22 protein-coding genes are annotated in these 24,191 nt (G+C 59.3%); 16 read left to right on the forward strand and 6 right to left on the reverse strand.

Going from position 1 to position 24,191, the window contains the following annotated elements:
- Positions 1–139 precede the first annotated feature (139 nt).
- On the reverse strand, positions 140–451 hold the full coding sequence (locus GQF00_RS10715) for a hypothetical protein (protein ID WP_161319132.1): 312 nt from the start codon (positions 449–451) through the stop codon (positions 140–142).
- A gap of 220 nt (positions 452–671) precedes the next feature.
- Between GQF00_RS10715 and GQF00_RS10720 the strand changes: the two genes are divergently transcribed.
- Together GQF00_RS10720 and GQF00_RS10725 are read left to right on the forward strand one after the other, a co-directional pair.
- A complete protein-coding gene (locus tag GQF00_RS10720) occupies positions 672–956 on the forward strand; it encodes a hypothetical protein (RefSeq protein WP_161319133.1) in 285 nt (94 codons plus the stop codon).
- 148 nt (positions 957–1,104) lie between these two features.
- Complete coding sequence (locus GQF00_RS10725) at positions 1,105–1,608, forward strand: GNAT family N-acetyltransferase (RefSeq protein ID WP_161319134.1); 504 nt, start codon at positions 1,105–1,107, stop codon at positions 1,606–1,608.
- Between the two features lie 147 nt (positions 1,609–1,755).
- On the opposite strand, the gene nhaD is transcribed toward GQF00_RS10725, so the two are convergent.
- The gene (gene nhaD, locus GQF00_RS10730) at positions 1,756–2,985 is read right to left on the reverse strand and encodes a sodium:proton antiporter NhaD (protein WP_161319135.1); all 1,230 of its coding nucleotides are present in this window, start codon (positions 2,983–2,985) and stop codon (positions 1,756–1,758) included.
- Between the two features lie 283 nt (positions 2,986–3,268).
- On the opposite strand from nhaD, the gene GQF00_RS10735 reads away from it, so the two are divergent.
- From GQF00_RS10735 to GQF00_RS10750, 4 genes are all read left to right on the forward strand, one after another.
- Positions 3,269–4,549, forward strand: coding sequence for an imelysin family protein (locus GQF00_RS10735; RefSeq protein ID WP_161319136.1), 1,281 nt, complete (start codon positions 3,269–3,271; stop codon positions 4,547–4,549).
- A gap of 103 nt (positions 4,550–4,652) precedes the next feature.
- A complete protein-coding gene (locus tag GQF00_RS10740) occupies positions 4,653–6,053 on the forward strand; it encodes a di-heme oxidoredictase family protein (protein ID WP_161319137.1) in 1,401 nt (466 codons plus the stop codon).
- 37 nt (positions 6,054–6,090) lie between these two features.
- Positions 6,091–7,113 carry an imelysin family protein gene (locus GQF00_RS10745; protein WP_202560447.1) on the forward strand — a complete coding sequence of 341 codons (1,023 nt, stop codon included), beginning with the start codon at positions 6,091–6,093 and terminating at the stop codon, positions 7,111–7,113.
- Positions 7,114–7,261: 148 nt separating this feature from the next.
- Positions 7,262–8,368 (forward strand): DUF1513 domain-containing protein, encoded by a 1,107-nt coding sequence (locus GQF00_RS10750; RefSeq protein ID WP_202560448.1) that lies wholly within the window; start codon positions 7,262–7,264, stop codon positions 8,366–8,368.
- 173 nt (positions 8,369–8,541) lie between these two features.
- On the opposite strand, the gene GQF00_RS10755 is transcribed toward GQF00_RS10750, so the two are convergent.
- Positions 8,542–9,993, reverse strand: a complete 1,452-nt coding sequence (locus GQF00_RS10755) for a YdiU family protein (protein WP_161319138.1) — start codon at positions 9,991–9,993, stop codon at positions 8,542–8,544.
- 181 nt (positions 9,994–10,174) lie between these two features.
- Positions 10,175–11,185 (reverse strand): putative solute-binding protein, encoded by a 1,011-nt coding sequence (locus tag GQF00_RS10760; RefSeq protein WP_161319139.1) that lies wholly within the window; start codon positions 11,183–11,185, stop codon positions 10,175–10,177.
- Between the two features lie 263 nt (positions 11,186–11,448).
- On the opposite strand from GQF00_RS10760, the gene GQF00_RS10765 reads away from it, so the two are divergent.
- The 4 genes from GQF00_RS10765 to GQF00_RS10780 all read left to right on the forward strand — a co-directional run bounded on the left by GQF00_RS10765 (position 11,449) and on the right by GQF00_RS10780 (position 17,059).
- Positions 11,449–12,822: a cytochrome ubiquinol oxidase subunit I gene (locus GQF00_RS10765; RefSeq protein ID WP_161319140.1), complete on the forward strand. Its 1,374-nt coding sequence runs from the start codon at positions 11,449–11,451 to the stop codon at positions 12,820–12,822.
- Entirely contained in the window at positions 12,819–13,820 is a 1,002-nt protein-coding gene (locus GQF00_RS10770) for a cytochrome d ubiquinol oxidase subunit II (protein ID WP_237440463.1), read from the forward strand. Before GQF00_RS10765 ends, GQF00_RS10770 begins: the two co-directional genes overlap by 4 nt.
- A 115-nt stretch (positions 13,821–13,935) precedes the next feature.
- The gene (locus tag GQF00_RS10775) at positions 13,936–15,111 is read left to right on the forward strand and encodes a GGDEF domain-containing protein (RefSeq protein WP_161319141.1); all 1,176 of its coding nucleotides are present in this window, start codon (positions 13,936–13,938) and stop codon (positions 15,109–15,111) included.
- 142 nt (positions 15,112–15,253) lie between these two features.
- Positions 15,254–17,059, forward strand: a complete 1,806-nt coding sequence (locus GQF00_RS10780) for an amidohydrolase family protein (RefSeq protein WP_161319142.1) — start codon at positions 15,254–15,256, stop codon at positions 17,057–17,059.
- Between the two features lie 80 nt (positions 17,060–17,139).
- Here the strand turns inward: GQF00_RS10780 and GQF00_RS10785 are convergent, their stop codons facing one another.
- Positions 17,140–18,030, reverse strand: a complete 891-nt coding sequence (locus tag GQF00_RS10785) for a haloalkane dehalogenase (RefSeq protein WP_161319143.1) — start codon at positions 18,028–18,030, stop codon at positions 17,140–17,142.
- 190 nt (positions 18,031–18,220) lie between these two features.
- On the opposite strand from GQF00_RS10785, the gene GQF00_RS10790 reads away from it, so the two are divergent.
- Positions 18,221–19,126 carry a recombination-associated protein RdgC gene (locus GQF00_RS10790; RefSeq protein ID WP_161319144.1) on the forward strand — a complete coding sequence of 302 codons (906 nt, stop codon included), beginning with the start codon at positions 18,221–18,223 and terminating at the stop codon, positions 19,124–19,126.
- Positions 19,127–19,373: 247 nt separating this feature from the next.
- Here GQF00_RS10790 and GQF00_RS10795 read toward each other — a convergent pair whose 3' ends face one another.
- The gene (locus GQF00_RS10795; RefSeq protein WP_161319145.1) at positions 19,374–19,943 is read right to left on the reverse strand and encodes an ATP-dependent zinc protease; all 570 of its coding nucleotides are present in this window, start codon (positions 19,941–19,943) and stop codon (positions 19,374–19,376) included.
- 175 nt (positions 19,944–20,118) lie between these two features.
- On the opposite strand from GQF00_RS10795, the gene GQF00_RS10800 reads away from it, so the two are divergent.
- The 5 genes from GQF00_RS10800 to GQF00_RS10820 all read left to right on the forward strand — a co-directional run bounded on the left by GQF00_RS10800 (position 20,119) and on the right by GQF00_RS10820 (position 24,190).
- Positions 20,119–20,817 carry a triacylglycerol lipase gene (locus GQF00_RS10800; RefSeq protein ID WP_237440464.1) on the forward strand — a complete coding sequence of 233 codons (699 nt, stop codon included), beginning with the start codon at positions 20,119–20,121 and terminating at the stop codon, positions 20,815–20,817.
- A 1-nt stretch (position 20,818) separates the two neighbouring features.
- Positions 20,819–21,034, forward strand: coding sequence for a DUF1653 domain-containing protein (locus GQF00_RS10805; protein WP_202560449.1), 216 nt, complete (start codon positions 20,819–20,821; stop codon positions 21,032–21,034).
- 185 nt (positions 21,035–21,219) lie between these two features.
- Positions 21,220–22,581 (forward strand): DEAD/DEAH box helicase, encoded by a 1,362-nt coding sequence (locus GQF00_RS10810; protein WP_161319148.1) that lies wholly within the window; start codon positions 21,220–21,222, stop codon positions 22,579–22,581.
- 459 nt (positions 22,582–23,040) lie between these two features.
- Positions 23,041–23,697: a paraquat-inducible protein A gene (locus GQF00_RS10815; protein ID WP_237440465.1), complete on the forward strand. Its 657-nt coding sequence runs from the start codon at positions 23,041–23,043 to the stop codon at positions 23,695–23,697.
- Entirely contained in the window at positions 23,687–24,190 is a 504-nt protein-coding gene (locus GQF00_RS10820) for a paraquat-inducible protein A (protein WP_161319150.1), read from the forward strand. The genes GQF00_RS10815 and GQF00_RS10820 overlap by 11 nt, the downstream gene beginning before the upstream one ends.
- Position 24,191 lies beyond the last annotated feature (1 nt).

The following is a 24,191-nucleotide window of genomic DNA, read 5'->3' on the forward strand; positions in this document are numbered from 1 at the left end:
GGATNAAGGTTCGGAAAAGTTCCCGGGCTGGCATCTTTTCAAGTGGGAGTTCTCTGCCCATTGGGTAAGTTGGCAAGCGAAAGGTGCTTCGGCCAGCGCGCGGGCCCTTGTGCCAATCCGGGTGCTGGCCAGGCAAGGGTTACTCGTCGCTGTTCCTGTCCATGTTTCTGCGTGCTGCTTCAGCATCTTCCAGGGCGGCGAATTGTTCGGAAATCAGGTTGCCGATGTCGCTGTTGATGCGGCGGATGGTGTCGTAGACCATGCCGATGGTCTTGCGCTGCTTTTCCTTGAGCGAGCTGGCCTGTTCTTCAAGCAATCCCAGATTTTCCAGGGCATCAAACGGCAGGCCAGCAATGTGCTGGTGCACTTCTTCCACGGTGGTGGCGCCGTCGTCGATGGCTTCCTGAATCATGTCCTTGAGTAATTCTGCCCGTTTTACGGCTTTTTTCATGGTTGACCTGCAGGGTTGCGTAATAGGTGACTCTGACCGCGAATGTAGCGGAAAGTGAGCATCTCGACCATACGTGGATTTGCATCAAGACTAGTCGAACACTGACCGATTGTCAGACGGTGGATACGCTTGCCGTTGATGAAGTTGACCTTTGCAAACAAACAGCGGCAATCTGGGAACGGATTCATCTGTGAATCCTGGTCGAACATGGAGTGCGATTATGGAAGACGTGAAAACGATGATTACCGACATCAAGGGCAAACTTGATGAGCTGGAAAGCGAACTGCTGCAGTTGGAAAACAAGGCAGTGGGTGATAGCGGCGACGTGAATACTGAAGCCGAGCGCCACCGTCTGGCCTTGCAGGAAGTGCTGACCGATTTGCAGCAGCGCATTGATGAATACCATGAGCTGGCCGATATCGACAGTCATGATGGTGGCGATCGCTGGCAGCAAATGGACAAGGATCTCAAGGAACTCAGCAGCGACCTTTACGGCGCGAATTAGCATTCGGGGCGAGCGACAAGTCCTCCCCCGGATTGGAACAACCCGAACGTTCCTGAACGGCATGGCTAATTCCGCGTCGCTCCAGAAGAGCCTCTCGAGCCGCAAACCATGTGCGGCGAGAGGCCGGTTCCAGGCAATGGAGCGCACCATGTCTGACTTTTATTTGCGTGGCGAAACCCCGGAAGATATTCCGGCCATTCACACCCTCACTGCGGCGGCATTTGCCAATGTGTCGCACAGCGACCAGCGCGAGCCCTTTATCGTTGATGCGTTAAGGGAAGCGGAGGCACTGTCGTTGTCACTGGTGGCTGAGCTGGATGGCAAGCTGGTGGGGCATATCGCTTTTTCCCCGGTGACGCTTTCCTGTGGCGCCAGCCACTGGTTCGGCCTTGGCCCGGTCTCCGTGTTGCCGCAATGGCAAGGGCATGGGGTGGGCAGCCAGCTGGTGCTGGCGGGGCTCGATGCCCTCAAGAAACAGGGCGCCCATGGTTGCGTGGTTCTGGGCGACCCTGGCTGGTATGTGCGTTTTGGTTTTGTGTCCACGCCCCTGCTTCGTCTGGCCGGTGTGCCGGCTGAATACTTTCAGGCGCTGTTGCTCAACGGTAGCTGGCCGGATGCAGAAGTGCATTATCACCCGGCGTTTCAGGTTTGAGAGCCGTTGAAAGTTTAAAGTTCAAAAGCGCGGTAACGGATATCGCATTTTAACGTCCGTGGCCGCGCCATTAACTGTGAGCGCGGCCATGGCTGGCAAGAAAACATCAACCCATCCGCGTTTCAACGTTGAACTTTCAACTCGTCTCTAAAGAAGCGCGCCCAGCCCCAGTACCGCCACAAACCCCACGCTATACGCCACCAGCAGGTAGAGGAAATAGCGCAGGTAGGAGCCGAACGTGAGCGCGTCCACCTTGCTCATGGCGATAACCCCGGCGGCGGAGCCGATCACCAGCAATGCGCCCCCCACGCCGACCGAGTAGGTCAGGGACAGCCATTCCGGCAGTGTCATCTCGATCCCCGAGTTCAGCAATGCTGCTGTCAGCGGTACGTTATCAAACAGGGCGGAGGCCAGGCCCACCAGGAAGTTGGCCGCCACCGGGGGCAGCACGTCATACAGGGCCGGGAAGTAGGCCAGCATGCCCAGTTCCTTGAGCATGCCCACCAGCAGCAGCACGCCGAGGAAAAACAGCAGGGTGTCGAACTCGATCTTGCGGATATATTCCAGTATCGGTTCATCCTTGTTGGTGAACTGGACCACCATGAACATCAGCGACAGGCCAAACAGGAAACACAAAACCGGGGGGATACCGAATGCCACGTTGGCGCCAATGGTGCCGATGATGGTGGCAAAGAAAAGCAGGGCGATGACCTTGTCACCCCGGTCGGTGGCCTGCACCTTTTTTTCGATTTGGACCTGGCCGTTAAGGCCCAGCGATAACATCACGGCCAACACGGCTACCGCCCCGCCGGCAGGCAGGCTGAGCAACATCAGATCCGGTATGGCGACCTTGCCAGCCAGGAAAATCATCAGGGTGGTGACATCCCCGGTGATCAGCGCAGTACCGCCGGCATTGACCGAAAACACTACCAGCACCAGATAGCGCAGCAGCTTTTTGGTGGGCAGGTCCAGATTCATCAATACCGCAATGCACACCAGGGTGGCGGTGATGTTGTCTGCCATGGAGGAAAACAGGAAGGCGAACAGGCCGGTGAGCAGCATCAGTTTGCGTTCGCTGATCTGTGACGGCAGCAGGCGGTTGACCAGACTGTCGATGATGCCCTTGCCGGACAGGTAAGCCACGAACGTCATGGCTGCCATCAGGAACAGCCACAGGGTGGCGATATCCAACAGGTTTTCATTGAGACGTTCCATCAGTTCGGCGTGGCTGAGATGTGCCGGCGGAGCAATAAAGAACAGCAGCCAGGCAAAGGAACCAAAGAACAGGGTGGTCTTGGCCTTGTCGATGTGAACGATGTCTTCAATGACGATGGACACAAAGCCCAGCGCCACCAGGATGAGGAGCACAGTGGTCATGTGTGGTGTCTCGCAAGGTAATGGGCGGACAGGGATAAAAGGCAGCTGACGCTGCGGGGGGCATTTTAGGCGCTCTTTGAACAGGGTTCACCCAAAATACTCTCTGTATAGCCCGGGTTTGGCCTGAGTTGACCCGCATTTTCCGGCAATCCGTACATTTTTTGCTATTTCCCCTTTAAAATAATGAGAATAATTCGCATTATGGTGTTTTTGCGGGAGCCCCCGAACCCTTGATGAGGGCATCGGTCCCGTTTTGCTGTCGAGTATCAATTGAGGAAATCCTATGTTGACCCGTGTTGCTGCCGGAGGCTTGCTGCTTTCCTCCCTGTGGATTGCCGGTTGTAGTGATGAACAGCCGGCAGCCCCAACTGCCCCCTATGACGAGGCGCAAGCCCGCCAGGTTGTCAGTCACTACGGCGAGCTGGCACTGGCGGTATACAGCGACGCGCTGAGCGAGGCCCGGGCGTTGCAATCGGCCATTGATGCCCTGCTGGCACAGCCCGACGAGGCGACCCTGGCGGCCGCCCGGGATGCCTGGCGCGCGGCGCGGGTGCCCTACATGCAGACCGAGGTCTTCCGCTTTGGAAACCGGGTGGTGGATGAATGGGAAGGGCAGGTAAATGCCTGGCCGCTGGATGAAGGGCTGATTGATTACGTGGACGACGACTATCAGGCGGTGATGGGCAACCCCGGTGCCCGTGCCAATATCATAGCCAGTGAGTCGCTGACCATCGGTGAGCAGCGTCTGGATCTCTCTGACCTGAATGGCGAGCTGCTGGCCAGCCTGAACGAACTGGGTGGCTCTGAAGTGAATGTGGCCACCGGCTACCATGCCATCGAATTCTTGCTCTGGGGGCAGGATCTGAATGGCACCGAGGCGGGTGCCGGCCAGCGTCCGGCCACTGATTTTGCCACCGGTGCGGAGGCCACGGGTGGGCATAATGCCCGTCGTCGTGCCTACCTGCAGGCGGTGACCAACCTGTTGATTGCAGATCTGGAATTCATGGTGGCCCAGTGGCAGCCGGGCGCAGAAAATTACCGCGCCGAGCTGGAAGCGGATGCCGTGAAAAATGGCCTGCGCAAGATGCTGTTCGGCATGGGCAGCCTGTCCCTTGGCGAGCTGGCCGGCGAGCGCATGAAGGTGGCGCTGGCGGCTCATTCCCCGGAAGACGAGCACGACTGCTTCAGTGACAACACCCACTTCTCGCACTTTTATAATGGCAAGGGCATTCGCAATGTCTATCTGGGCGAATATCAGCGGGTCAACGGCGACACCGTCAGCGGCCCGTCCCTGAGTGATCTGGTGGCAGCCAGGGATACGGCAGCGGACCGTGCGCTGAAGCAGGAGCTGACAGCCTCGGAAGCGGCTCTGCAAGGTCTGGTGGACAGCGCCGCCAACGGCACTCATTTTGATCAGCTGATTGCCCCGGGCAATGCCGAGGGGGCTGCGCTGATCAATGGTGCCATCGAGGCGCTGGTGCAGCAGACCGGGGGTATCGAGAAGGCGGCCCTGGTGCTGGATATTCAGGCGCTCAATCCGGATACCGCTGACCATCAGTTCTGAACTGCTACTATGACGCCGCCCACGGGCGGCGTTTCGCTGTGTTGCCGGGCGGTGTCGCCATGGCCGCATGGTTTTCTCACGTTTTTCTGGAAGGATGTCTGTCTTGCGCTACGCTCTGTTGACCCTGTCCCTTGCCGGCCTGCTGGCAGGCTGTGATGCCGGCCCTTCATTTTCCGAGGCTGAGCCTGGTGAGCAGCTGTCTGTTGGTGACGGTACCGTTACCAAGACGGATCAGAATGCCTTTTCCCTGCCGTTGGCCAATCTGTCGCCCACCCGGCGTCTGGATTTCAGTGTCGGCAACAGTTTCTTTCGCAACCCATGGGTGATTGCGCCGGCGTCCACCGACGCCCGCGATGGTCTGGGGCCGCTGTTCAATACCAATGCCTGCCAGAACTGTCATATCAAGGATGGCCGGGGTCATCCGCCCGGGCCGGAGGCTAAGCAGGCGGTATCCATGCTGGTGCGTCTTTCCGTTCCGGCTGGTGAGGGCGATGATCTGACTCGCAGTGGCTTGGTGGCGGAGCCGAATTACGGTGGCCAGTTCCAGGATGCTGCGATTCCCGGCATCGCCCCGGAAGGGCGCGTGCGGGTGGAATATGTGCCTGTGGTCATGACCTTTGCCGATGGACATGAAGTGGAGCTGCGCAAACCGCGTCTTTCGTTCAGCAATCTGGGCTATGGCGAGATGCACCCGGCCACGCTGTTCTCTGCCCGTATCGCCCCACCGGTGATCGGCCTGGGCTTTCTTGAATCCATCAGTGACGCCGACCTGCTGGCCCATGCGGATCCGGATGATGACAATGGCGATGGCATCAGTGGTCGCGCCAACCGGGTATGGGATCGCGCCTCCGGCACCATCAGGATGGGCCGGTTTGGCTGGAAGGCCGGCCAGCCCAGTCTGCGCCAGCAGAATGCGGAAGCGTTTGCCAATGACATGGGGCTGACCAGTCATCTGGTGCCCACGGATTCCTGTGCACCGAGCCAGAAGGATTGCCTGGCATTGCCCGATGGCGGCACCCCGGAAGTCAGCGATGAGATTCTCGATAATGTGACGTTCTATACCCGCAATCTGGCCGTGCCGGCGCGCCGGAACGTGGATGATCCCGAGGTGCTGGCCGGCAAGAGTCTGTTCTTCCAGGCCAACTGCCAGGGTTGTCATGTGCCCAGCTATACCACTGCCGCGGAGGCGCCAGAGCCGGAACTGGCCAGCCAGACCATTCGCCCCTATAGCGATCTGTTGCTGCACGACATGGGGCCGGGCCTGGCGGATGGCCGCCCCGAATTTCTGGCCAATGGACAGGAGTGGCGTACGCCCCCCCTGTGGGGTATCGGCCTGACGGAAGCGGTGAATGGCCACACGCAATTTCTCCATGATGGCCGTGCCCGAAACCTGATGGAAGCAGTCCTCTGGCATGGCGGCGAGGCGGCATCGTCCCGTGACAAGGTGCTGACATTTGATGCTGGCCAGCGCGCTGCCTTGCTGGCGTTCCTCAATTCACTGTGATCGGGTGATGATCATGAATGGGCAAGGAGTAATGTTGATGCGTGCAGTAATGATTGCGCTGGTGGCGGTGCTGCTGAGCGCCTGCAGCAACCCGCGTGAGGAAGTCACGGAGCAGCTTGCGCATCAGGTGCTGTTGCCAGCGCATCAGCAATGGCACGACAGTAATGCCGCCCTGCTGGTGGCGACGCAGGGCTATTGTGCCGATGAACTGGATGGGCCCGCGCTCAAGCAAGGCTTTTATCGTGTGCTGCAAAGCTGGTCCTACCTGCAGCCGCTGATGGTGGGGCCCATGGCGGAAGGTAACCGCAGCTGGCAGGTCCAGTTCTGGCCGGACAAGCGCAACATGGTGGCCCGCCAGGTGGAAGCGCTGCTGGATGCCTCGTCGCCACTGAGCCAGGAGGCGCTGGAAGGCGCCAGCGTGGTGGTGCAGGGACTGAGTGCGTTCGAGTACGTGCTGTTTGATGAGGCCGTGGATCTGGACACCCGGTCCGATCGGTATTGTCCGCTACTTACCGGGATTGCCCGTCACCAGCAGGCGCTGTCGAAAGCCGTGCTGGAACTGTGGGAAGGGCCGCAGGGAATGGCCGCCATGCTGGTCGATTTTCCCAACCAGCGATACGCCAGTGCTGATGAAGCGCTGAGCCTCATTCTGCGAACCCAGATTACCGCCGTGGATGTGCTCAAGAAAAAACTGGGTACGCCCATGGGACGTCTGAATAAAGGGGTGCCGCAGCCGTGGCAGGCCGAGGCATGGCGTAGTCAACATTCCATCGGCAACCTGCAGGCATCCCTGGCCGGTGCCCGCGCAGTCTGGGAGCAGGTGCGTTCGCTGGTGGGCGATGCGCAACTGGTTTCCCGTATCGATTCCGGCTATGAAAATACCGCGCAAAAACTGGCGGGCCTGCCAGCGCCACTGGTGGAGCTGGTGCAGAACAAGGAGAACCTGCCACGGCTGCAATCCCTGTATGACAGCCTGGATAATCTGGAAAATCTTCAGCAGGTAGAGCTGGCAAAAGATCTGGGAATTCAGCTGGGCTTTAATGCCAATGACGGGGATTAAAGACAGTTTCGAGTGACGAGTTTCGAGTTGCGAAAGTCAAAAGCGTAAAAAACTTTGGCGCCTGGCGGGCTTGGGTTTTGCTCTTGGAAACTCGAAACTCGCTGCGCTCCCGCATGTTCTGGCAGGGGCTGTGCCTGGTGAGGAAATCATGACACTGACACGACGACATCTTCTTGGCATGGGTGCCGCTATTGGTGGCGTGGCAGCGCTGGGTGGCTGGGCGTTATGGCAGGGCAGGGGGCAGTCGCCACTGTTGTTGTCGGCTCGTAATGATGCTGCCGGGCAGCATTTTTGTGCGGGCTACTTTCTCGATGGCCGTCGCGCCTTTGCCACTCCGGTGGCGGAGCGCTGTCATGATGTGGCGCGTCATCCGTTTTTGCCGGTGGCGTTGTTTGTGGGGCGTCGTCCTTCCCGGGAAAGTTATCTGGTGGATCTGCGTGACGGGCGCTTGTTGCAGACGGTGCGCAGCCAGCCGCAGCGGCACTTTTATGGTCATGCGGTATTCCATGGTGCCGGCGAGTGGTTGTATGCCACCGAGAATGATCTGGATGAGCCGGGCCGGGGTGTGCTCGGTCGTTACCGTCTGGAATCCGGCTCGTTGCGTTTGATCCATGACGGAGAAGTGCCCACCCATGGTGTTGGACCTCATCAGCTGGCCTGGATGCCGGGTGGAGAATCGCTGGTGGTGGCCAACGGCGGCATCCGCACCGAAGGCAGCCGCGAGAAAACCAATCTGGACAACATGGCGCCGAGCCTGGTGATCATGGATCGCCATGGTGAGTTGCACAGCAAGGAAACCCTGCGCCACCAACAAAGCAGCATTCGGCATCTGGCGGTGGCGGATGACGGCACGGTGATCACGGGGCAGCAGTATCAGGGGGATGCCTGGGAATCTGTGCCGCTGCTGGCGGTAAGGCGCCCCGGTGATGCGTATCAGCCTTTTCCGGTGGCCCCGTCACAGCTGGCCATGATGGACCAGTACACGGCCAGCATTGCCATTCACAGCCGGCGCCGCCAGGTGGCCATGACGGCCCCCCGTGGGAACCGTTTCTTCGTCTGGGATCTGGACAGTGCCGAGACGCTGGTGGATGTGCCCATGGCGGACTGCGCCGGTGTTGGCGTGGTGGATGAAGGCTTTGCCGTGACCTCCGGTCAGGGGCGCTGCCGTTATTTCGGCTATCGGGATGGTCAGCTGCAAAGCCAGTGGCTGGATCTGCCGGGAGGCTGGTGGGATAACCATTTGCGGCTGGGCTGAGAGCTACGAGCTACGAGCTACGAGCTACACTCGATTGGAATAAGAGAGGTCGAAAAGTTCCCCGGATTTCGGCGTTTCTACGAAGCCGCTGTAGGAGCGAGCCTGCTCGCGATCCGAGCCCAAGCGAGGTAAGGATTCCAGAAACGCATTTCAATTTCCTCTCTGCGGAATCGTCACGTCCCACAAAAAGTAGCGCACACCACCTCATCCTCTTTCGGAGGTTGCACATAAGGGTCCTCTGCATCGCGATCCGCGTAAGGATCGCTCAGTGCGGCCAGCAGACGGTTAACCACACTGAGGTCGCCGTCTTCTTCTGCGGCCTGTAACGCCTTTTCCACCTGATGGTTGCGGGGAATGATAGCCGGGTTGTTCTGTCGCATCCGTGCCCAGCTGTCATCAACGTTGCCTTCGTGTTCCAGGCGCGCCAGCCAGCGTGCATGCCAGCTGGCAAAGGCATCATTGTTGTAAGCCTGGCCCTGCGGTTGTTGCCCGCCAATCAGCAGGCGAAAAGTATTGGTGTAATCCGCCTTGTGTAACTGCATCAGGGAGAGCAGATCCGTGATCAGGCTTTCATCTTCTGCCTGCTCGCCTGTCAGTCCCAGCTTGTTTCGCATCATGGCCAGCCAGCTCGCATCATAGGTGCTGCTCCAGCCCTTGAGTCGCTCGGTGGCCATCTCGATGGCGCGGTCTACATCGTCATCCATGCGGCTGAGCAGGGTTTCTGCAAAGCGGGTCAGGTTCCACTGGGTGATTGCCGGCTGGTTGCCAAACGCATAGCGGCCCTGGCGATCAATGGAGCTGAATACGGTGTCCTGGTCGTAACGATCCATGAAGGCACAGGGGCCATAGTCGATGGTTTCACCGCTGAGGGTTACGTTGTCTGTATTGAGAACACCATGGATGAAACCCACCCGCATCCAGTGGGTTACCAGGGCGATCTGCTCAGCTATTACTGCGTCCAGCAGCGCCAGCGCCGGGTTGTCGTTGCCCTGCTGGTCCGGATAGTGGCGGTGCAGGGTGTAGTCTATCAGGGTGTCCATCAGGGCAGGGTCTTGCTGGGCGGCGGCGTACTGGAAGGTGCCCACGCGCAGGTGTGAGGCGGCCACACGGGTAAGGATGGCGCCGGGCAGCGGTTGGTCCCGGTAGACCGGCTCCCCGTTTGCTACCACTGCCAGGCTGCGTGAAGTGGGTATACCCAGGCCATGCATGGCTTCGCTGATGACATATTCCCGGAGCATGGGCCCCAGGGCCGCACGGCCATCGCCGCCGCGGGAAAACGGAGTGCGGCCGCCTCCTTTCAGCTGGATGTCCCGCCGGCGGCCATCTTCTGTGAGGTGTTCACCCAGCAGGATGGCGCGTCCATCCCCGAGCATGGTCAGGTTGCCGAACTGGTGGCCGGCATAGGCCTGGGCCAGGGGGGTGCTGCCGGGAATCTCCGTGTTGCCGCTGAACCAGTCTGGCTGTTGGGCCAGGGCATCTGCGTCCAACCCCAGTTCATCGGCCAGGGCGTGGTTGAACAGCACCATGTCCGGCTTGGCCACAGGCTGGGGGGCACTGAGGGAAAACAGGGCCTCGGGCAGCCGGGCGTAGCTGTTATCAAACTGGAAGCCGTAGGTCGGGCTCATGGTGACTCCATCACGTGACTGGGTGCATCAGCGTAACAGAGGGCGGGTGAGCCCCGCAGTGATTTACCGGCGACAATATTTGCCGTTGGCTCGGTGAACAGTGCGGAAAGGGGATTTGTGTGGGGAAAGGGGCAGGGAGGCCCCGGCCACCGGGGAGTGCCGGTGGCCGGAGCGGGTGGGGTTATTCCACCGGGTTGACGCATTCGGCGCGGGACGGTTCCTGCTTGCAGCGTACCTTGCGCAGCAGGCTCATCATGTCCTTGTTGTAAACGCCATCTTTGGTGAGGGCAATGCGGGCCTCGCGCATCATCTGGTCGTAACGCAGCTTGTCGGCCTCGGGGATGCGGATCCACCATTTGTCATCGATTTCGCTGCTGGCGTTGTCGATCAGCTTCATGGCGCGGTCAAACTGGCCAGACATGAATTTGCGGGATTGCTGACCGAAGCCGTCCGGGAAGCGGTCCTTGCGAATGATTACCTGGGCGCTCAGCTGACCGAGGACGTAATCCAGGATGCCGCCGCTGGGGGCCATGCCCTTGTAGAGTTCCAGAGCGGAATAACCCATTACCGGGGCAAAGCAGATATCCACGGAGCCATTGTTGAAGCGGGTAGAGAAGTTGGTGATATCTGACATGACCGGAGACATGCCCACCCGGGAGGCCATGTTGGCCTGGGCGCTGTCGTACTCCAGAACGGCGATGGATTTACCGGCCAGCTCTTCCACGGTGTCAATTTCCTTGTCCTTGAGGAACAGGAAGGCCGCGCCGAGGGGGAACACGCCACCCACTTCATAGGGGCCAGACACCAGATGCTGGTCCACTTTGCCACTGGCCAGTACCGCGATCACGGTTTGCATGGCGTCGTAGCTGGGAATGGCGCCGATGGAATCCATGCTGCCGGTGTAGCTGTTGAACTGGCGACCGCGGATGCCGGTGAGAACAGCGGCATCACACTGGTTGGCCTTGAGATCTTCAGAGGCGATCTTTTCGTCAGTGTAGGGCTTGAGTTCCACATCCACCCCCCAGGCCAGGGCGGCGGTCTTGTAGTCTTTCATCATGTTGTAGGTGTCGCCACTGGCGCCGATGATGTCGAATACGCAGAAGGTACGCTCCACCGCCGCGAAAGCGGTACTGCTGAGCGTCAGCGCAGCGGCGGCACTCAATGCCTGAAACACTTTTTTTGTTTTGCTCATGGGACTCTCCCGTTAATTCCGGTACAGATATCGAAGTCGCAGCCAGCGCTGCAAAAAATGATGAAATGCATTTTGTTGGGTAAACAGAAAGGGCGCTGTAGTGTCCTTGTTGTGCGCTATCTAACGAATTGTGTCCTTTGTAGAGATAGTGTTATTACTGACGCGTTGTTCACGTCTGGCAGAGGGATGGACAATTTGTCATCTGGGCAGCCCGGAAGAGCCTGATAGTATGGTTATATGGATATTCCTTCAGGAGATATGGAATGGAATTTGACCCCTTCCTGCTGGCGCGCTTGCAGTTTGCCGCCAACATCAGTTTTCACATTCTGTTTCCCACCATCACCATTGGTCTGTGCTGGGTGCTGTTCTACTTCCGCCTGCGTTATACCCTGTCCGGCGACAAGGCCTGGGAATACGCCTATTTCTTCTGGGTAAAGATTTTTGCGCTGAGCTTTGCGCTGGGGGTGGTCTCGGGCATCACCATGAGCTTCCAGTTCGGTACCAACTGGCCTGGCTTCATGGAAAGGGCTGGCAACATAGCGGGCCCACTGCTGGGCTATGAGGTGCTCACGGCCTTTTTCCTGGAGGCCTCCTTCCTGGGCATCATGCTGTTCGGCAAGGACAGGGTGTCCAACCGCACGCACTTGATTGCCACGGCGCTGGTGGCGGTGGGCACCTCATTCTCCGCGTTCTGGATCCTGAGCCTGAACTCCTGGATGCAGACCCCCAGTGGCTATCGCATCGAAGACGGGGTGTTTTTCGTGGAAAGCTGGTGGGCGGTGATCTTCAATCCGTCTTTCCCCTATCGCTTTGCGCACATGCTGAATGCCTCGCTGCTCACTGCAGCGTTCCTGATCATGGGCGTCAGTGCCTGGCGGGCGCTGAAGCAAGTCGATGGTCCCGCCACCTGGAAGGTGATGCGCACCGGTGCCCTGATGGCGGCGGTGTTGGCTCCCCTGCAAGTGTGGATCGGTGACATGCACGGTCTCAATACCCTGGAGCACCAGCCGGCCAAGATCGCGGCCATGGAAGGCATCTGGGAGACCGAGAAAAATGCGCCTCTGACCCTGTTTGGCTTCCCGGACGAAGACGCCAGAACCACGCACATGGCTATCAAGGTGCCGGGGCTGGCCAGCCTGATTCTGACCCATGAGTGGGAGGGCGAGCTGAAAGGGCTGAATGAATTCGAGGGCGAACACCCGCCGGTGGCGCCGGTGTTCTGGGCGTTTCGCATCATGGTGGGTGTGGGCATGCTGATGGTGCTGGTAGGTTGGTGGGCCCTGTGGCGTTTGTTTCGCGACAGAGAGGAAAGCAGTAGCGCCCACCCCTGGTTGTTGCGTGCCATGTCGATCATGACCTTCTCCGGCTGGGTGGCGGTGCTGGCGGGCTGGTACGTCACCGAGATTGGCCGTCAGCCCTGGATCGTGGACGGCCTGCTGAAAACCTCGGAGGTGGTGGCCGACCACAGTAGTGCCACGGTTGCCGGCACCCTGTTTGGTTATGTGTTGCTGTACGCCTTCCTGCTGGTGGCCTACATCGCCGCATTGCGCTATCTGGCCACCAAGCCGGCCCGTTCCCTGTCGCTGACACCGCAGCAACTGGCCATGGACGACGCTCGCACCGAAGGAGACGCATGATGGATCTGGGATACTGGTTGCCGCTGTTTTTCGCCGGGGCCATGGGGTTGGCGCTGCTGATCTATGTGGTGCTGGACGGCTACGATCTGGGTATCGGTATGCTGCTGCCGTTCGCCTCCGACCCGGAAAAGGACGTGATGGTGGCGGCCATCGGACCGTTCTGGGATGCCAATGAGACCTGGATCGTGCTCGGGGTGGGGATTCTCCTGATCGCCTTTCCCCGGGCCCATGGCATTGTGCTGACGTCACTCTACCTGCCGGTGACCATCATGTTGATGGGGCTGATCCTGCGGGGGGTATCCTTCGATTTTCGGGTCAAAGCCGGTGATCAGCACAAGGCCATGTGGAACCGGCTGTTTGCCCTCGGTTCCCTGGTGGCGTCCGTGTCCCAGGGCTGGATGCTGGGCGCCTACGTCACAGGACTCACCGGTGATGCCACCAGCACCCTGTTTGCGGTGCTGATCGGGCTGGCGTTGCCGGCGCTCTATATCATGCTCGGTGCGGCCTGGTTGCTGATCAAGACAGAAGGCGAGCTGTTCCGGAAGGCTGCCCGTTGGGGGCAGCTGGCGGTGTGGCCCATGGGCGCTTTCCTGCTGCTGATTTCCATCGCCACCCCGCTGGTGAGCCAGACCATTGCGGACAAGTGGTTCACTCTGCCCAATGCCATTGGCCTTATGCCGATTCCCATTGCTACCGGGTTGGCCTGGGCGGGCTTGATCTGGATTTTCAACAGCCACCAGATTCTCGACAACGGCTACGGCTGGCTGGCGTTTCTGGCGCTGATTGTGATCTGCGTGCTGGCAGGAATTGGTCTGGCCTACAGCCTGTTCCCGGATGTGGTGCTCGGCCAGCTGTCGATCTGGGATGCAGCCTCGGCCACGGAATCCCTGCTGTTTACCTTCTGGGGGGCGGTGATCGCCCTGCCCATGATTCTTGGCTACACCGTTTTCATTTACCGGGTGTTCCGGGGCAAGGCGACGCACCTGAGCTACGAGTGATGGCAATATCCGACCACTGGTGGCCTGTCCGGGACAGACGTTATTCTGACCACTTCAGGTGGAGGTGCGGCCTGCCATAATGGCAGTGAAGGTGTGAACCAGGTCACGCATAATAATGAAAAAAAAGCCTGCACGCTTATTGGCGATTTACCGATTGCTCGAGTGGAGCGACAGGGACAAGTGTTTGCTGCTTTCCGTGTTGCTCTGGGGCTATATGGGGCTCGTTTACCTCTGGCACCTTTTCACTGTTAATTTCACCGAGTTTGCCACGCAGTTTGTGTCTGCCGAAGGGGCGGAGGTGATGGGGCAGGTGATGCTGTTCAACCAGGCGGGTTGGCTGGTGCTGATCGCCTGGGGCGCATTGTTGCGGCGTATTAAGCGTCATTCCGTCTATTACCCCGTGGTGTTCATGTCGTTCTTCAGTATCGGCTTTCTGTTGCTGGGCTGGACGGTGGGCTTATACAGCCCCATGACCGGGATGGTACTGGTGGGCTCACCACTGGTGGGCTTTGTCCTGTTCGGTTTCCCGCGGGTGGCCTGGAATTTTGCCTTCTCGGTATTGGTGGTGTTACTGCTGGCCTGGTTGTCAGTGCGCGGTTACAGCGCCCACGCGATTTACTTCCTTACCTACCCCATTACCCAGGAGGTGCTGTCCTACTACTGGATTGCCAGCACGGTGGCCTTCATGGTGCCGTTCATCACAGTGGTGATCACGCTGATTGCCCTGTTGCTCGGTCGCTGGGTCTACCGGGAGGCGCAGATTCGCAATCAGGCCCTGCATGACCCGCTCACCGGGTTATCCAACCGCCGTGAGCTGTTCAACCGGTTTGGTCATGAGTTGGCCCGTGCCCGCCGCGGCGGGCAGCCGCTCGGCGTCTGCCTGATGGATCTGGACCATTTCAAACGTATCAATGACACCCATGGACATGGGGTGGGGGACGACGTGTTGGTGCGCGTGGCCAGCGTGTTGCGCCGCTGCCTGCGGGAAACCGATGTCATTGGCCGTATTGGCGGTGAAGAGTTTGTGCTGTTGTTGCCTGAAACCGATGCCAGTGGCGCGGACCGGGTGATCGAACGCTGCCGGGTTGGCATCGAGCGTTCCCCGTTGACGCTGGAGAACGGCGAGGCATTACCCGTCTCGGCCAGCTTTGGTGTGGCAATCTGGCACGTCGCTGATGAAGCGGATGAACGCGAACTGATGGCGAGGGCGGACGCGATGCTCTATCGCGCCAAGGCGCAGGGCCGCAATCGCGCGGAGTTCTGGAGAGCGGTACCGCAAGCGACAGTCTGAGGCGGGGATGTCCCGTTTCCACGGTAAGCTGTCACCAATTGTCCGGGCTTTTGTACCCGGCTTTCTCTTACATTCTTTCCTCTTCTGTAGATAACAATAAAGCCTTCGCCAAAATGGCTGTGGGCCAGGTAAGGGAAAGCACATGCAGCCTGTCTTCGATATCGTGATAAATCATGGTGAAGTCTTCGATGGCTCCGGTGACAGCCGGGGTATTTGTCATCTTGGCATTCGCGATGGCCGGGTGATCAAGATCAGTGATCAGCCATTGCCGGCAGATTCCGCCACGCATTACTACGATGCCACCGGCAAGTGGGTAACGCCGGGCTTTATCGAAACCCATAGCCACTATGATGCCGAGGTGATTGCGGCACCGGCGCTCAAGGAGTCGGTGCGACACGGGGTCACCACGGTGATGATCGGCTCCTGTTCCATCAGCATGGTCAATGCGCAACCGGAAGACTGCTCGGATCTGTTCACTCGGGTGGAGGCGGTGCCCCGGGAGCTGGTATTACCGGTACTGGAAAAGCGCAAACGCTGGAAAAATGCTGCCGGTTATCGTGGCTTCTATGAGCAGCACCCCCTGGGGCCGAACCTGGGTTCTTTCATTGGCCATTCCGATTTGCGCGTGGCGGTAATGGGGCTGGAGCGTGCCACCTCTGACGTGAAACCGTCCGAGCAGGAGCTGCAGCGCATGGAGCAGTTCCTGGAGGAAGCACTGGACGCCGGGTGTGTGGGTTTGTCGCTGATGACTACGAGGCTGGACAAGGTGGACGGTGATCGCGCCTGGTCACGGCCCTTGCCGTCCACCTATGCCCGCTGGAATGAATTCAAGCGTTTGTTTGCGGTGTTGCGTCGTCGTAACGGCGTCATGCAGGGCGCCCCCGATGCGGTCAAGAAAGTAAATGTGCTGCGTTTTCTCTGGCAGGCCCACGGGCTGTTCCGCCGCCCGATGAAGTGTTCCATGCTCACTGCACTGGATCTCAAGTCCAACCCCTGGTTGAACGTGGTCACCCGCCTCAGCGGGTTTCTGGCCAACCGTATCCTGCGCGGCAATTTCCGTTGGCAGACCCTGCCGGCACCCTTCACCGTTTATCTGAGTGGGCTGAACGTCAACGCGTTTGAGGAGTTTGCTTCCGGCGAGTTGCTGCGTGATTACAAGGACGAGGACGCCATGTACGCGAAGGTGGATGACCCGGCCTTCCGCAAGCTGTTCAAGAAGCATGTGAATGCCCTGTTCACCAAGGGGCTGTGGCATCGGGATTTCAGTGATTGCTGGGTGGTGGACTGCCCGGATGCATCCCTGATCGGCAAGAACTTCGAGGAAATCGGTGCCCGGGACGGCAAGGATGCGGTGGATGCCTATTTCGATCTGGCGGTGCAGTACCGCAATGCACTGCGCTGGAAAACCAACTACGGCAACCATCGCCCGGACGTGGTGCGCAAACTGCTGGCCAGCCCCCATACCCATGTGGGGTTTGCCGATTCCGGTGCCCATCTGGAATCCATTGCCCAGTACAACTTTCCGTTACGCCTGCTCAAGTATGTTCGTGATGCGGAGCTGGAAGGGGTGCCTTTCATCAGCGTGGCAGAAGGGGTGCAGCAGGTCACCTCGGACCTGGCGGACTGGTTTGGCCTGTCGGCGGGGCATATCGCCAAAGGGGCCCGGGCGGATGTGGTGATCGTGGACCCGGAGGGGCTCACTGAGGAACTGGATGACGTGCACTGGGCGCCCATGCCCATCGAGGATGCGGAAATCCAGCGTATCGTGAAGCGCAATGACGATGCGGTTACCGCCACTATCATCAATGGCCGGGTGGCCTGGGACCGGGAGAACGGTTTCGATCCGGCGCTGGGTGAAGCGCAGGCGTTTGGCCGCTACCTGCCCGGCAATCAAGTGTTGCCCAGGGCCTGCGTTGGCGTACCCGCTGCTCAGGGCGGCGTGTTGTAACCCTGTTGCTGATAAACCTGCACAGGTTGTGAGGCGCAGTCGCTGTACCCCGCCGGGGTGAGACTCCGGCGGGCAGCGCATCAGTCCAGTCGTTCAAGCAGGGCGTTAACCGCCCGGGCAAACACCACCGGCGAATCTTCCTGAAGAAAGTGCCCGCCCACCAGGGTCTGGTGTGGCTGTCCCTTGGCGCCTGGTACCCGCTCCTGCATATACTTGTCGCCGCCGCGGGTGATGGGGTCGCCATTGCTGAAGGTAGTCAGGAAGGGCTTGTCCCATTGCTCGAGGGATTGCCAGGCCGTTCGGTTGGCGTCACTGGCCGGGTCATTGGGGGTGACCGGCACCAGCTTGGGAAAGGCCCTTGCTCCCGCCTTGTACTTGCGGTTCGGGAAGGGGGCATCGTAGGCGCGGCGTTCGTCCGGGCCGAGTTTACGGAAGGTGCCGCTATCGATGATACGCGCGATGGGGAATACCGGGCTGTAGATGGCAAAGTTCTTCCATAGCTGAAAGGCCTTGGGGGTTTTCTGGTCCCCGGTGGGCAGCATACCGTTACCCACCACGATGGCACGGAAACGGTCCGGGTTTTCTGCTGCCAGGCGCAGGCCCAGCAATGAGCCCCAGTCCTGACACACCAGGGTGATATTGATCAGCTCAAGTTGATCCAGCAGCAATAGCAACCAGTCCATATGACTCTGGTAGCTGTAAGCGTTGATATCGATAGGTTTGTCGGATTTGCCAAAACCGATCAGGTCCGGAGCGATCACCCGGTGACCGGCGGCGGCGCAGACTGGAATCATGTGCCGGTACAGGTAGGACCAGGACGGCTCGCCATGGAGCATGAGTACCGGATCCGCGTCACCGGGGCCCTCGTCCAGATAGTGCATACGCAGACCGCCCACATCCACATAGTGAGGATCGAAGGGATAATCGAGCAAGCGTTCGAAGCGACTGTCCGGGGTGCGCAGGTAATCCATGGGAGCTCCAGATTTCATTGTCCGCCTGGCAATGTGCCCGTGGCGAGGTCTGCTACAGAATAGTGAGTTTGCCGGTTTGCTGATCAGTTGCAACCGTAGCGCTTGAGGCGGGCTGGGCATTTCGCTACTGTGGCCGGCCCCCCGTTTTCCGGTGGCGCCCTTTTTCGCCCCGGCTTTTGGATACAAGACTATGTGGATCAAGAACCTGATTGTGTATCTGGGCGATGAGCCCTTTTCCTTCTCCGTGGCCGAGCTGGATGAAATCCTGGCCAATAACCGCTGCCAGCCCTGTGGCAGTCAGACACTGCGCACGGAAGGCTTTGTGCCGCCGTTGAAGGGGCAGGATCCCATGGCCTATGCGGTGGATGGTTTCATCTATTGCACCTATCAGGAAACAACCCGCTTGCTGCCCGGTCCGGTGATCAAGGAATTGCTGGATGAGAAGGTGGAGCACATTCAGGACGAGGAAGGCCGCAAGGTAGGTCGCAAGGAAAAGGCCGAGCTGAAAGAGCAGATTACCTTTGAGTTGATGCCCCGTGCGTTCACCCGCTCCCGGCGCACCAGTCTGCTGATTGATACCGAACGCAAGCGGGTACTGGTGGATGCGTCCTCCGCCACCCGTGCTGAAGAGGTGGTGGCCTGCCTGCGCAAGGCCATAGGGACTCTGCCGGTGGCCTATCCAGCGCCCAACTCTGCCCCGTACACCAGTTTCAGCAACTGGCTGCGTGACACCAAGCTGCTGCCGGAGGGGTTTACCCTGGGTGACCGTTGCGAGCTCAAAGGCGTAAAGGACGAAGGTGCAGCGGTGAAGTTCACTGCCGTGGATCTGGGCCAGGAAGAGATTCTGGCGCACCTGGAAACCGGCATGGTGGTCACGCGCATTAACCTGGCCTGGCAGGACAACCTGGAACTGGATGTGAACGACAAGCTGGAGATCAAGCGCATCAAGGCGCTGGATCTGCTGCAGGAAAACATCGACGCCATGGACTCGGAGGATGCGGTGGCCGAACTGGAGGCGCGTATCAGCCTGCAGGGGAATGTGCTGCGCGAAGCGCTGGATGGTTTGCTGGGGTACTTCGAGGTGAATCCGGCGTAAGGCAGCTACAAGCCTCAATCTTCAAGCTGCAACGCGCCGGGAAGGTGGGTGCAAACTTCAGCATTCGGGCCGCGCCCGGACACCTGGAGCCACCCAGTGCTACAACCAAACGAAAAAAATCTGATTTCGGCCAGATTTTTTGCTTTAAAACGACCGGGACGCACCAGGATTCTGGACGCGGCCCTGTGTTTCGGTCTTCGCAAGCCCCTATGCCGCGTTGTAGCTTGAAGCTTGTCCTCCCAAGTGGTCAGTCGTCGATGTCCTTGTCGTCTTCCTGATCCTTGTCCAGCTTAAGCGGTGATGTGGCGGTGCAGGTGGGGTCGTGGAGGAAGGTCTCGGTCACATCCAGATAGCCCAGGTGCGACAGGGTGCGGCGGCCCAGGAGAACCGGGTAGATCATGTCGGAGCGGTCATTGAGAGTGAACTGTTCCTCATAGACAGTATCGCCCATGCACAGTTGCATCAGCACTACCGGGCGGCGATCCTCGCCGCCGGCGCCACGAATCAATACCTTGCGATAGCGGGGTTTTTCAAAGGTCTGTGAGACTTTTTCGCCAGTGGCCAGGTCTTCCACATCCACGGTGAAGCGCACCCACTTTTCACCATTGCGCTCAAAAACTTTCACATCCGTAGCATGCAGGGAAGAAGTGAGGGCGCCGCTGTCCAGCTTTGCCTTCAACTTGACGCCCCAGGGCATCAGTGTGGTGTTTTCCACCCAGCCATATACATTCTTGCCCTCGGCAGACTTGCGGGCCATGGCCTGGCTGGTGCTGCACAGCAGGAGCAGGGAGATCAGGGCTACCAGGGTTTTCTGCATGTTTTCCTCTTTTCCGGCTTCAGCCATTGGCTGGTCACTGTGACTGTTGCCGGGCGGTGGTGTTCCCGGGCGGGTCAGTTGAGCCAATCGTCTACCGGACTATTTAACGGTTTTTTTCACAGGGTACCATTCCTGTCATAGCCAGCGTGGTCTGGTGTAACGAATTCGGAGCAGGATGATGACCGACAAGCTGTCGCCGCCCTCAATGGGACTGTTGCTGGGCGAAAGCCGGGCCATGCTAGCCTACGGGCGCTATCTGGCGAAAGGGCTTGGCCACCGGCGTTTGCCGGCGGGCAATGGTCAGCCGGTGCTGGTGCTGCCCGGCTTTGGTGCCAGCGATGTGAGTACCCGGCCATTACGACGCAGCCTCGCACGGCTGGGCTACAGCAGCTACGGCTGGGCCCAGGGCACCAACACCGGCATGAATCGACAGCGACGTGAGCTGCTGGTCAGCCAGCTTCAGGCCATTCATGCCCGGCATGAGCAGCCGGTGGCACTGGTGGGCTGGAGTCTGGGCGGGGTGTTTGCCCGTGAGCTGGCGCGGGTTTTTCCGCAGCGGGTCAGTCACGTGTTTACCCTTGGCAGCCCCATCAATGGCGATCCAGAGGCAAATAATGTGTCGGCCTTGTTCCGGCTGTTCAATCCGCAGCACCAGAATCCTGATCGTGAGGCGTTTTACGACCGCATTGCTCCGCCACCGGTGCCCTGTACGGCGATTTACACCCGCGCGGATGGCATTGTGAACTGGCAGTGCTGTCTGGAGAACGAGGGCCCGCTAACGGAAAATGTGGAAGTGACCGGCACCCATGTGGGCCTGCCGTGGAATCCCCAGGTGCTGGCGGCCATTGCCGAGCGTCTGGCAAGAGGAGAATGACTTGAGTGAAGTAAAACCCGGCCGTTACCGGCACTACAAAGGCAACGATTACCAGGTTATTGGGCTGGCTACCCATTCCGAGACAGAAGAGACGCTGGTGGTCTATTACCCGCTCTACGGCGAACGGGCGCTGTGGGTCAGACCACTGGCCATGTTTGCCGAGACGGTGGAAAAGGACGGGGAGACGGTGCCACGCTTCGCCTGGGTGGCCGATTGAGTTCAAAGTTGAAGCGCGGTCCTGAGATGGCAGGGCTATGCGGTCGAAGTCCGCGTCCATAAAGTGCGGCGCGGGCTGGGCCTTGCAGGAACAGGGGCGCTTCCCGCGCTTTTGAACTTTAAACTTTGAACTTTCAACTCCCCCAGCTGCTACAATGGCACTCTGTATTCAGGAGTCATACCAGCATGTCCAGCTTTGCCGAACTCGATCTTCATGAGCGCCTGGTGCGCGCCCTGTCCGAAATGGAAATTACCAATCCTACCCCGGTTCAGGCGTCTGCCATTCCCGAGGCGATGGCCGGACATGATCTGCGGGTAATCGCCCGCACCGGTAGCGGCAAGACAGCGGCCTTCCTGTTGCCGCTGCTCAATGGCTTGTTGCAGCATTCCCGTCCCCGCACCGATACCCGCGCCCTGATCCTGCTGCCCACCCGTGAGTTGGCTCAGCAGACGCTCAAGCAGGTGGAAGCACTGGCCCGCTATACCTTCGTCAAGGCAGAGCTGCTCACCGGTGGCGAGGACTTCAAGGTGCAGGCGGCGAAGATGCGCAGGAATCCGGAGATCCTGATCGGCACGCCGGGGCGTCTGATCGAGCATCTCGAAGCCGGTAATCTGTTGCTGAAAGATCTGGAAGTGTTGGTGCTGGATGAATCTGACCGCATGCTGGACATGGGTTTCAGTGAGGACGTTTTGCGTCTGGCGGCGGAATGTCCTGCCGAGCGACAAACCCTGCTGTTCTCCGCTACCCGTGGTGGCAACGCCATGGATCGCGTGGTGGAAAATGTGCTGCGTGAGCCGAAGTTCCTGCTGCTGGATACCGTGCGCGACCTGAACGAATCCATCCAGCAGCAGATCATCACCGCCGATGATGTGGCCCACAAGGAGCGCCTGGTGCAATGGCTGCTGGCCCATGAGACCTATGACAAGGCAGTGATTTTCACCAACACCCGTGAGCAGGCGGATCGGCTTGGTGGCGTGCTGCGGACTCCCAATCTGAAGGTGTTTGTCCTCCATGGCGAGAAGGATCAGAAAGACCGCAAGCTGGCCATGGATCGTCTCAAGGATGGTGGCGTTAAGGTGCTGGTGGCCACCGATGTGGCGGCCCGCGGTATTCATGTGGAAGGCCTGGATCTGGTCATCAACTTCGACATGCCCCGTAGCGGCGACGAGTATGTGCACCGCATCGGCCGAACCGGCCGGGTGGGCGGTGAGGGCACCGCGATCTCCCTGATTGCTGCCCATGAGTGGAACTTGATGGCCAGCATCCAGCGCTACCTGCGTCAGCAGTTCGAGTTCCGGATTGTGGAAGCACTGAAAGGCAATTTTCTGGGTCCGAAGAAGCTCAAGTCCAATGGCAAGGCGGCGGGTAGCAAAAAGAACAAGCTGAAAAAGAAAGCGGATGCCAAGAAGGCAGGCAAGAAAGGGCTGAAGAAAAAAGCCGCTGCAAAAAAACCGGCAGGTCGACGCAGCAGCAAGCCTGCCGCACCGGATACCCAGGGTGGCTTTGCCACTGTGAAAAAGCGCAAGACCCCCGGCCCGATAGACTGATAGCTACGAGCTACAAGCTACAAGCTACAAGCTACAAGCTACAAGCTACAAGCTACAAGCTACAAGCTACAAGCTACAAGCTACAAGCTACNCGGTCACCCCGGAAAAGTTCCCGAAATTCTCTGCTGTTCTGCGGAGCCGCTGTAGGAGTGGAGCTCTTGTGCTCGTCAGGGTATGAGCCGCGAACTGTGTGAAGAGCGGAATCGACCGCAGGGCGATCAGGCCTTGCCAGGCTCGACAGGCCTTTGCAGAACGCGCCCTTCGTTGTACTCCGGTTCCTGCAGGTTTTGCTGGAGAGTTGCGGTATGTGTGCTCACTGATTCGGCCAATCCGTTGACCCTGCCACAATCAGCTATCCGTTTCCCCTTTATAAAAATCCGTAAAAACCCCGCTGGTTTTCACAGACGCTGAAATCAGGCAATGTCATTCTGTCTGCTCCCCACAGGAAAGGAGTCGCCGTTGTCAGCGAACCGGGAAGGTTCTCGCCCATCATGTCAGCCGGATACCCTGCAATGCCCGGATTGTCATACCCGTCTGCGCATGCCTGCCGGCAAGGGACGCGGCAGTTGGCGTTGTCCCAGGTGTGACTGTCGGCTCAGCGGTGCCTGGCGGCTGAAGCCAGACTCCCTGCTGGCGCTGTCCGTTGCCACCGCGTTCTTGTGGGTGCCCGCCATGACCCTGCCGCTGCTTCGCCTGGAGAATCTGGGGCTGGATAACAGCGCCAGCCTGCTGGATTGCATCGGCGCACTCATGCATGGCGTTTACCTGCCGGCAGGCCTGCTGTTGCTGTTTACCCTGCTGATCATGCCGCTGGCCAATCTGGTGGTAGTTACCCGGCTGTTATGGGCTGCCCGTCAGCAACAACCGGTGGCATCGCCACGGTGGATGCAGGTTTACCGACAAAGTCGGGAGTGGGCCATGACCGATATATTCTTGCTCGGCATCCTGATTTCCATGACCAAGCTGGGAGATCTGGCCTCGATCACTCCGGGAGCCGGCATTGCCTGTCTGGGAATGGCGGTGGTGTTGCGCCTGATTGTGGAGACCCTGGCTCAACCGGATCAACTGCAACGACTGATTGCAGATCCGTGTGGCGGGGATGCCCATGGCGCATGAATCTCGAGCCCTTTACTGGTCACTGTTGATTGCCGCGCTGGTCTGGTTGGTACCGGCCAATCTGTTGCCGATCATGACGGTGACCCAGGGTGGCCGCAGCAAGACCAGTACCATCGTGGATGGGATCTGGCAGCTATTCGAGGCAGGTATGCCCGGTATCGCCATCATTGTCATGGTGGCGAGTTTGCTGGTGCCATTGTTCAAGGTACTGGTGCTGGCGGTGGTTTACTGGCGTGCTCCTGGTGAAACGGATCCCTTGCTGAGCACGCGAGCCTATCGATTGGTGTACTGGATCGGTCGCTGGTCCATGCTCGATGTCTTTGTTGTGGCGCTGCTGGCAGCCCTGGTGGAGTTCGGTAATCTGGCCAGCGTGAAGCCCGAGCCCGGCATTCTGGCGTTTGCCATGGCGGTGGTGTTGACCATGCTGTCGGCCCACGCGTTTTCCCCCAAACAACTCTGGATAAAGACAATCCCGGATCAACGTGGAGTCTGAC

The organism is Alcanivorax sp. DP30, assembly GCF_009882945.1.
GTDB lineage: Bacteria > Pseudomonadota > Gammaproteobacteria > Pseudomonadales > Alcanivoracaceae > Alcanivorax.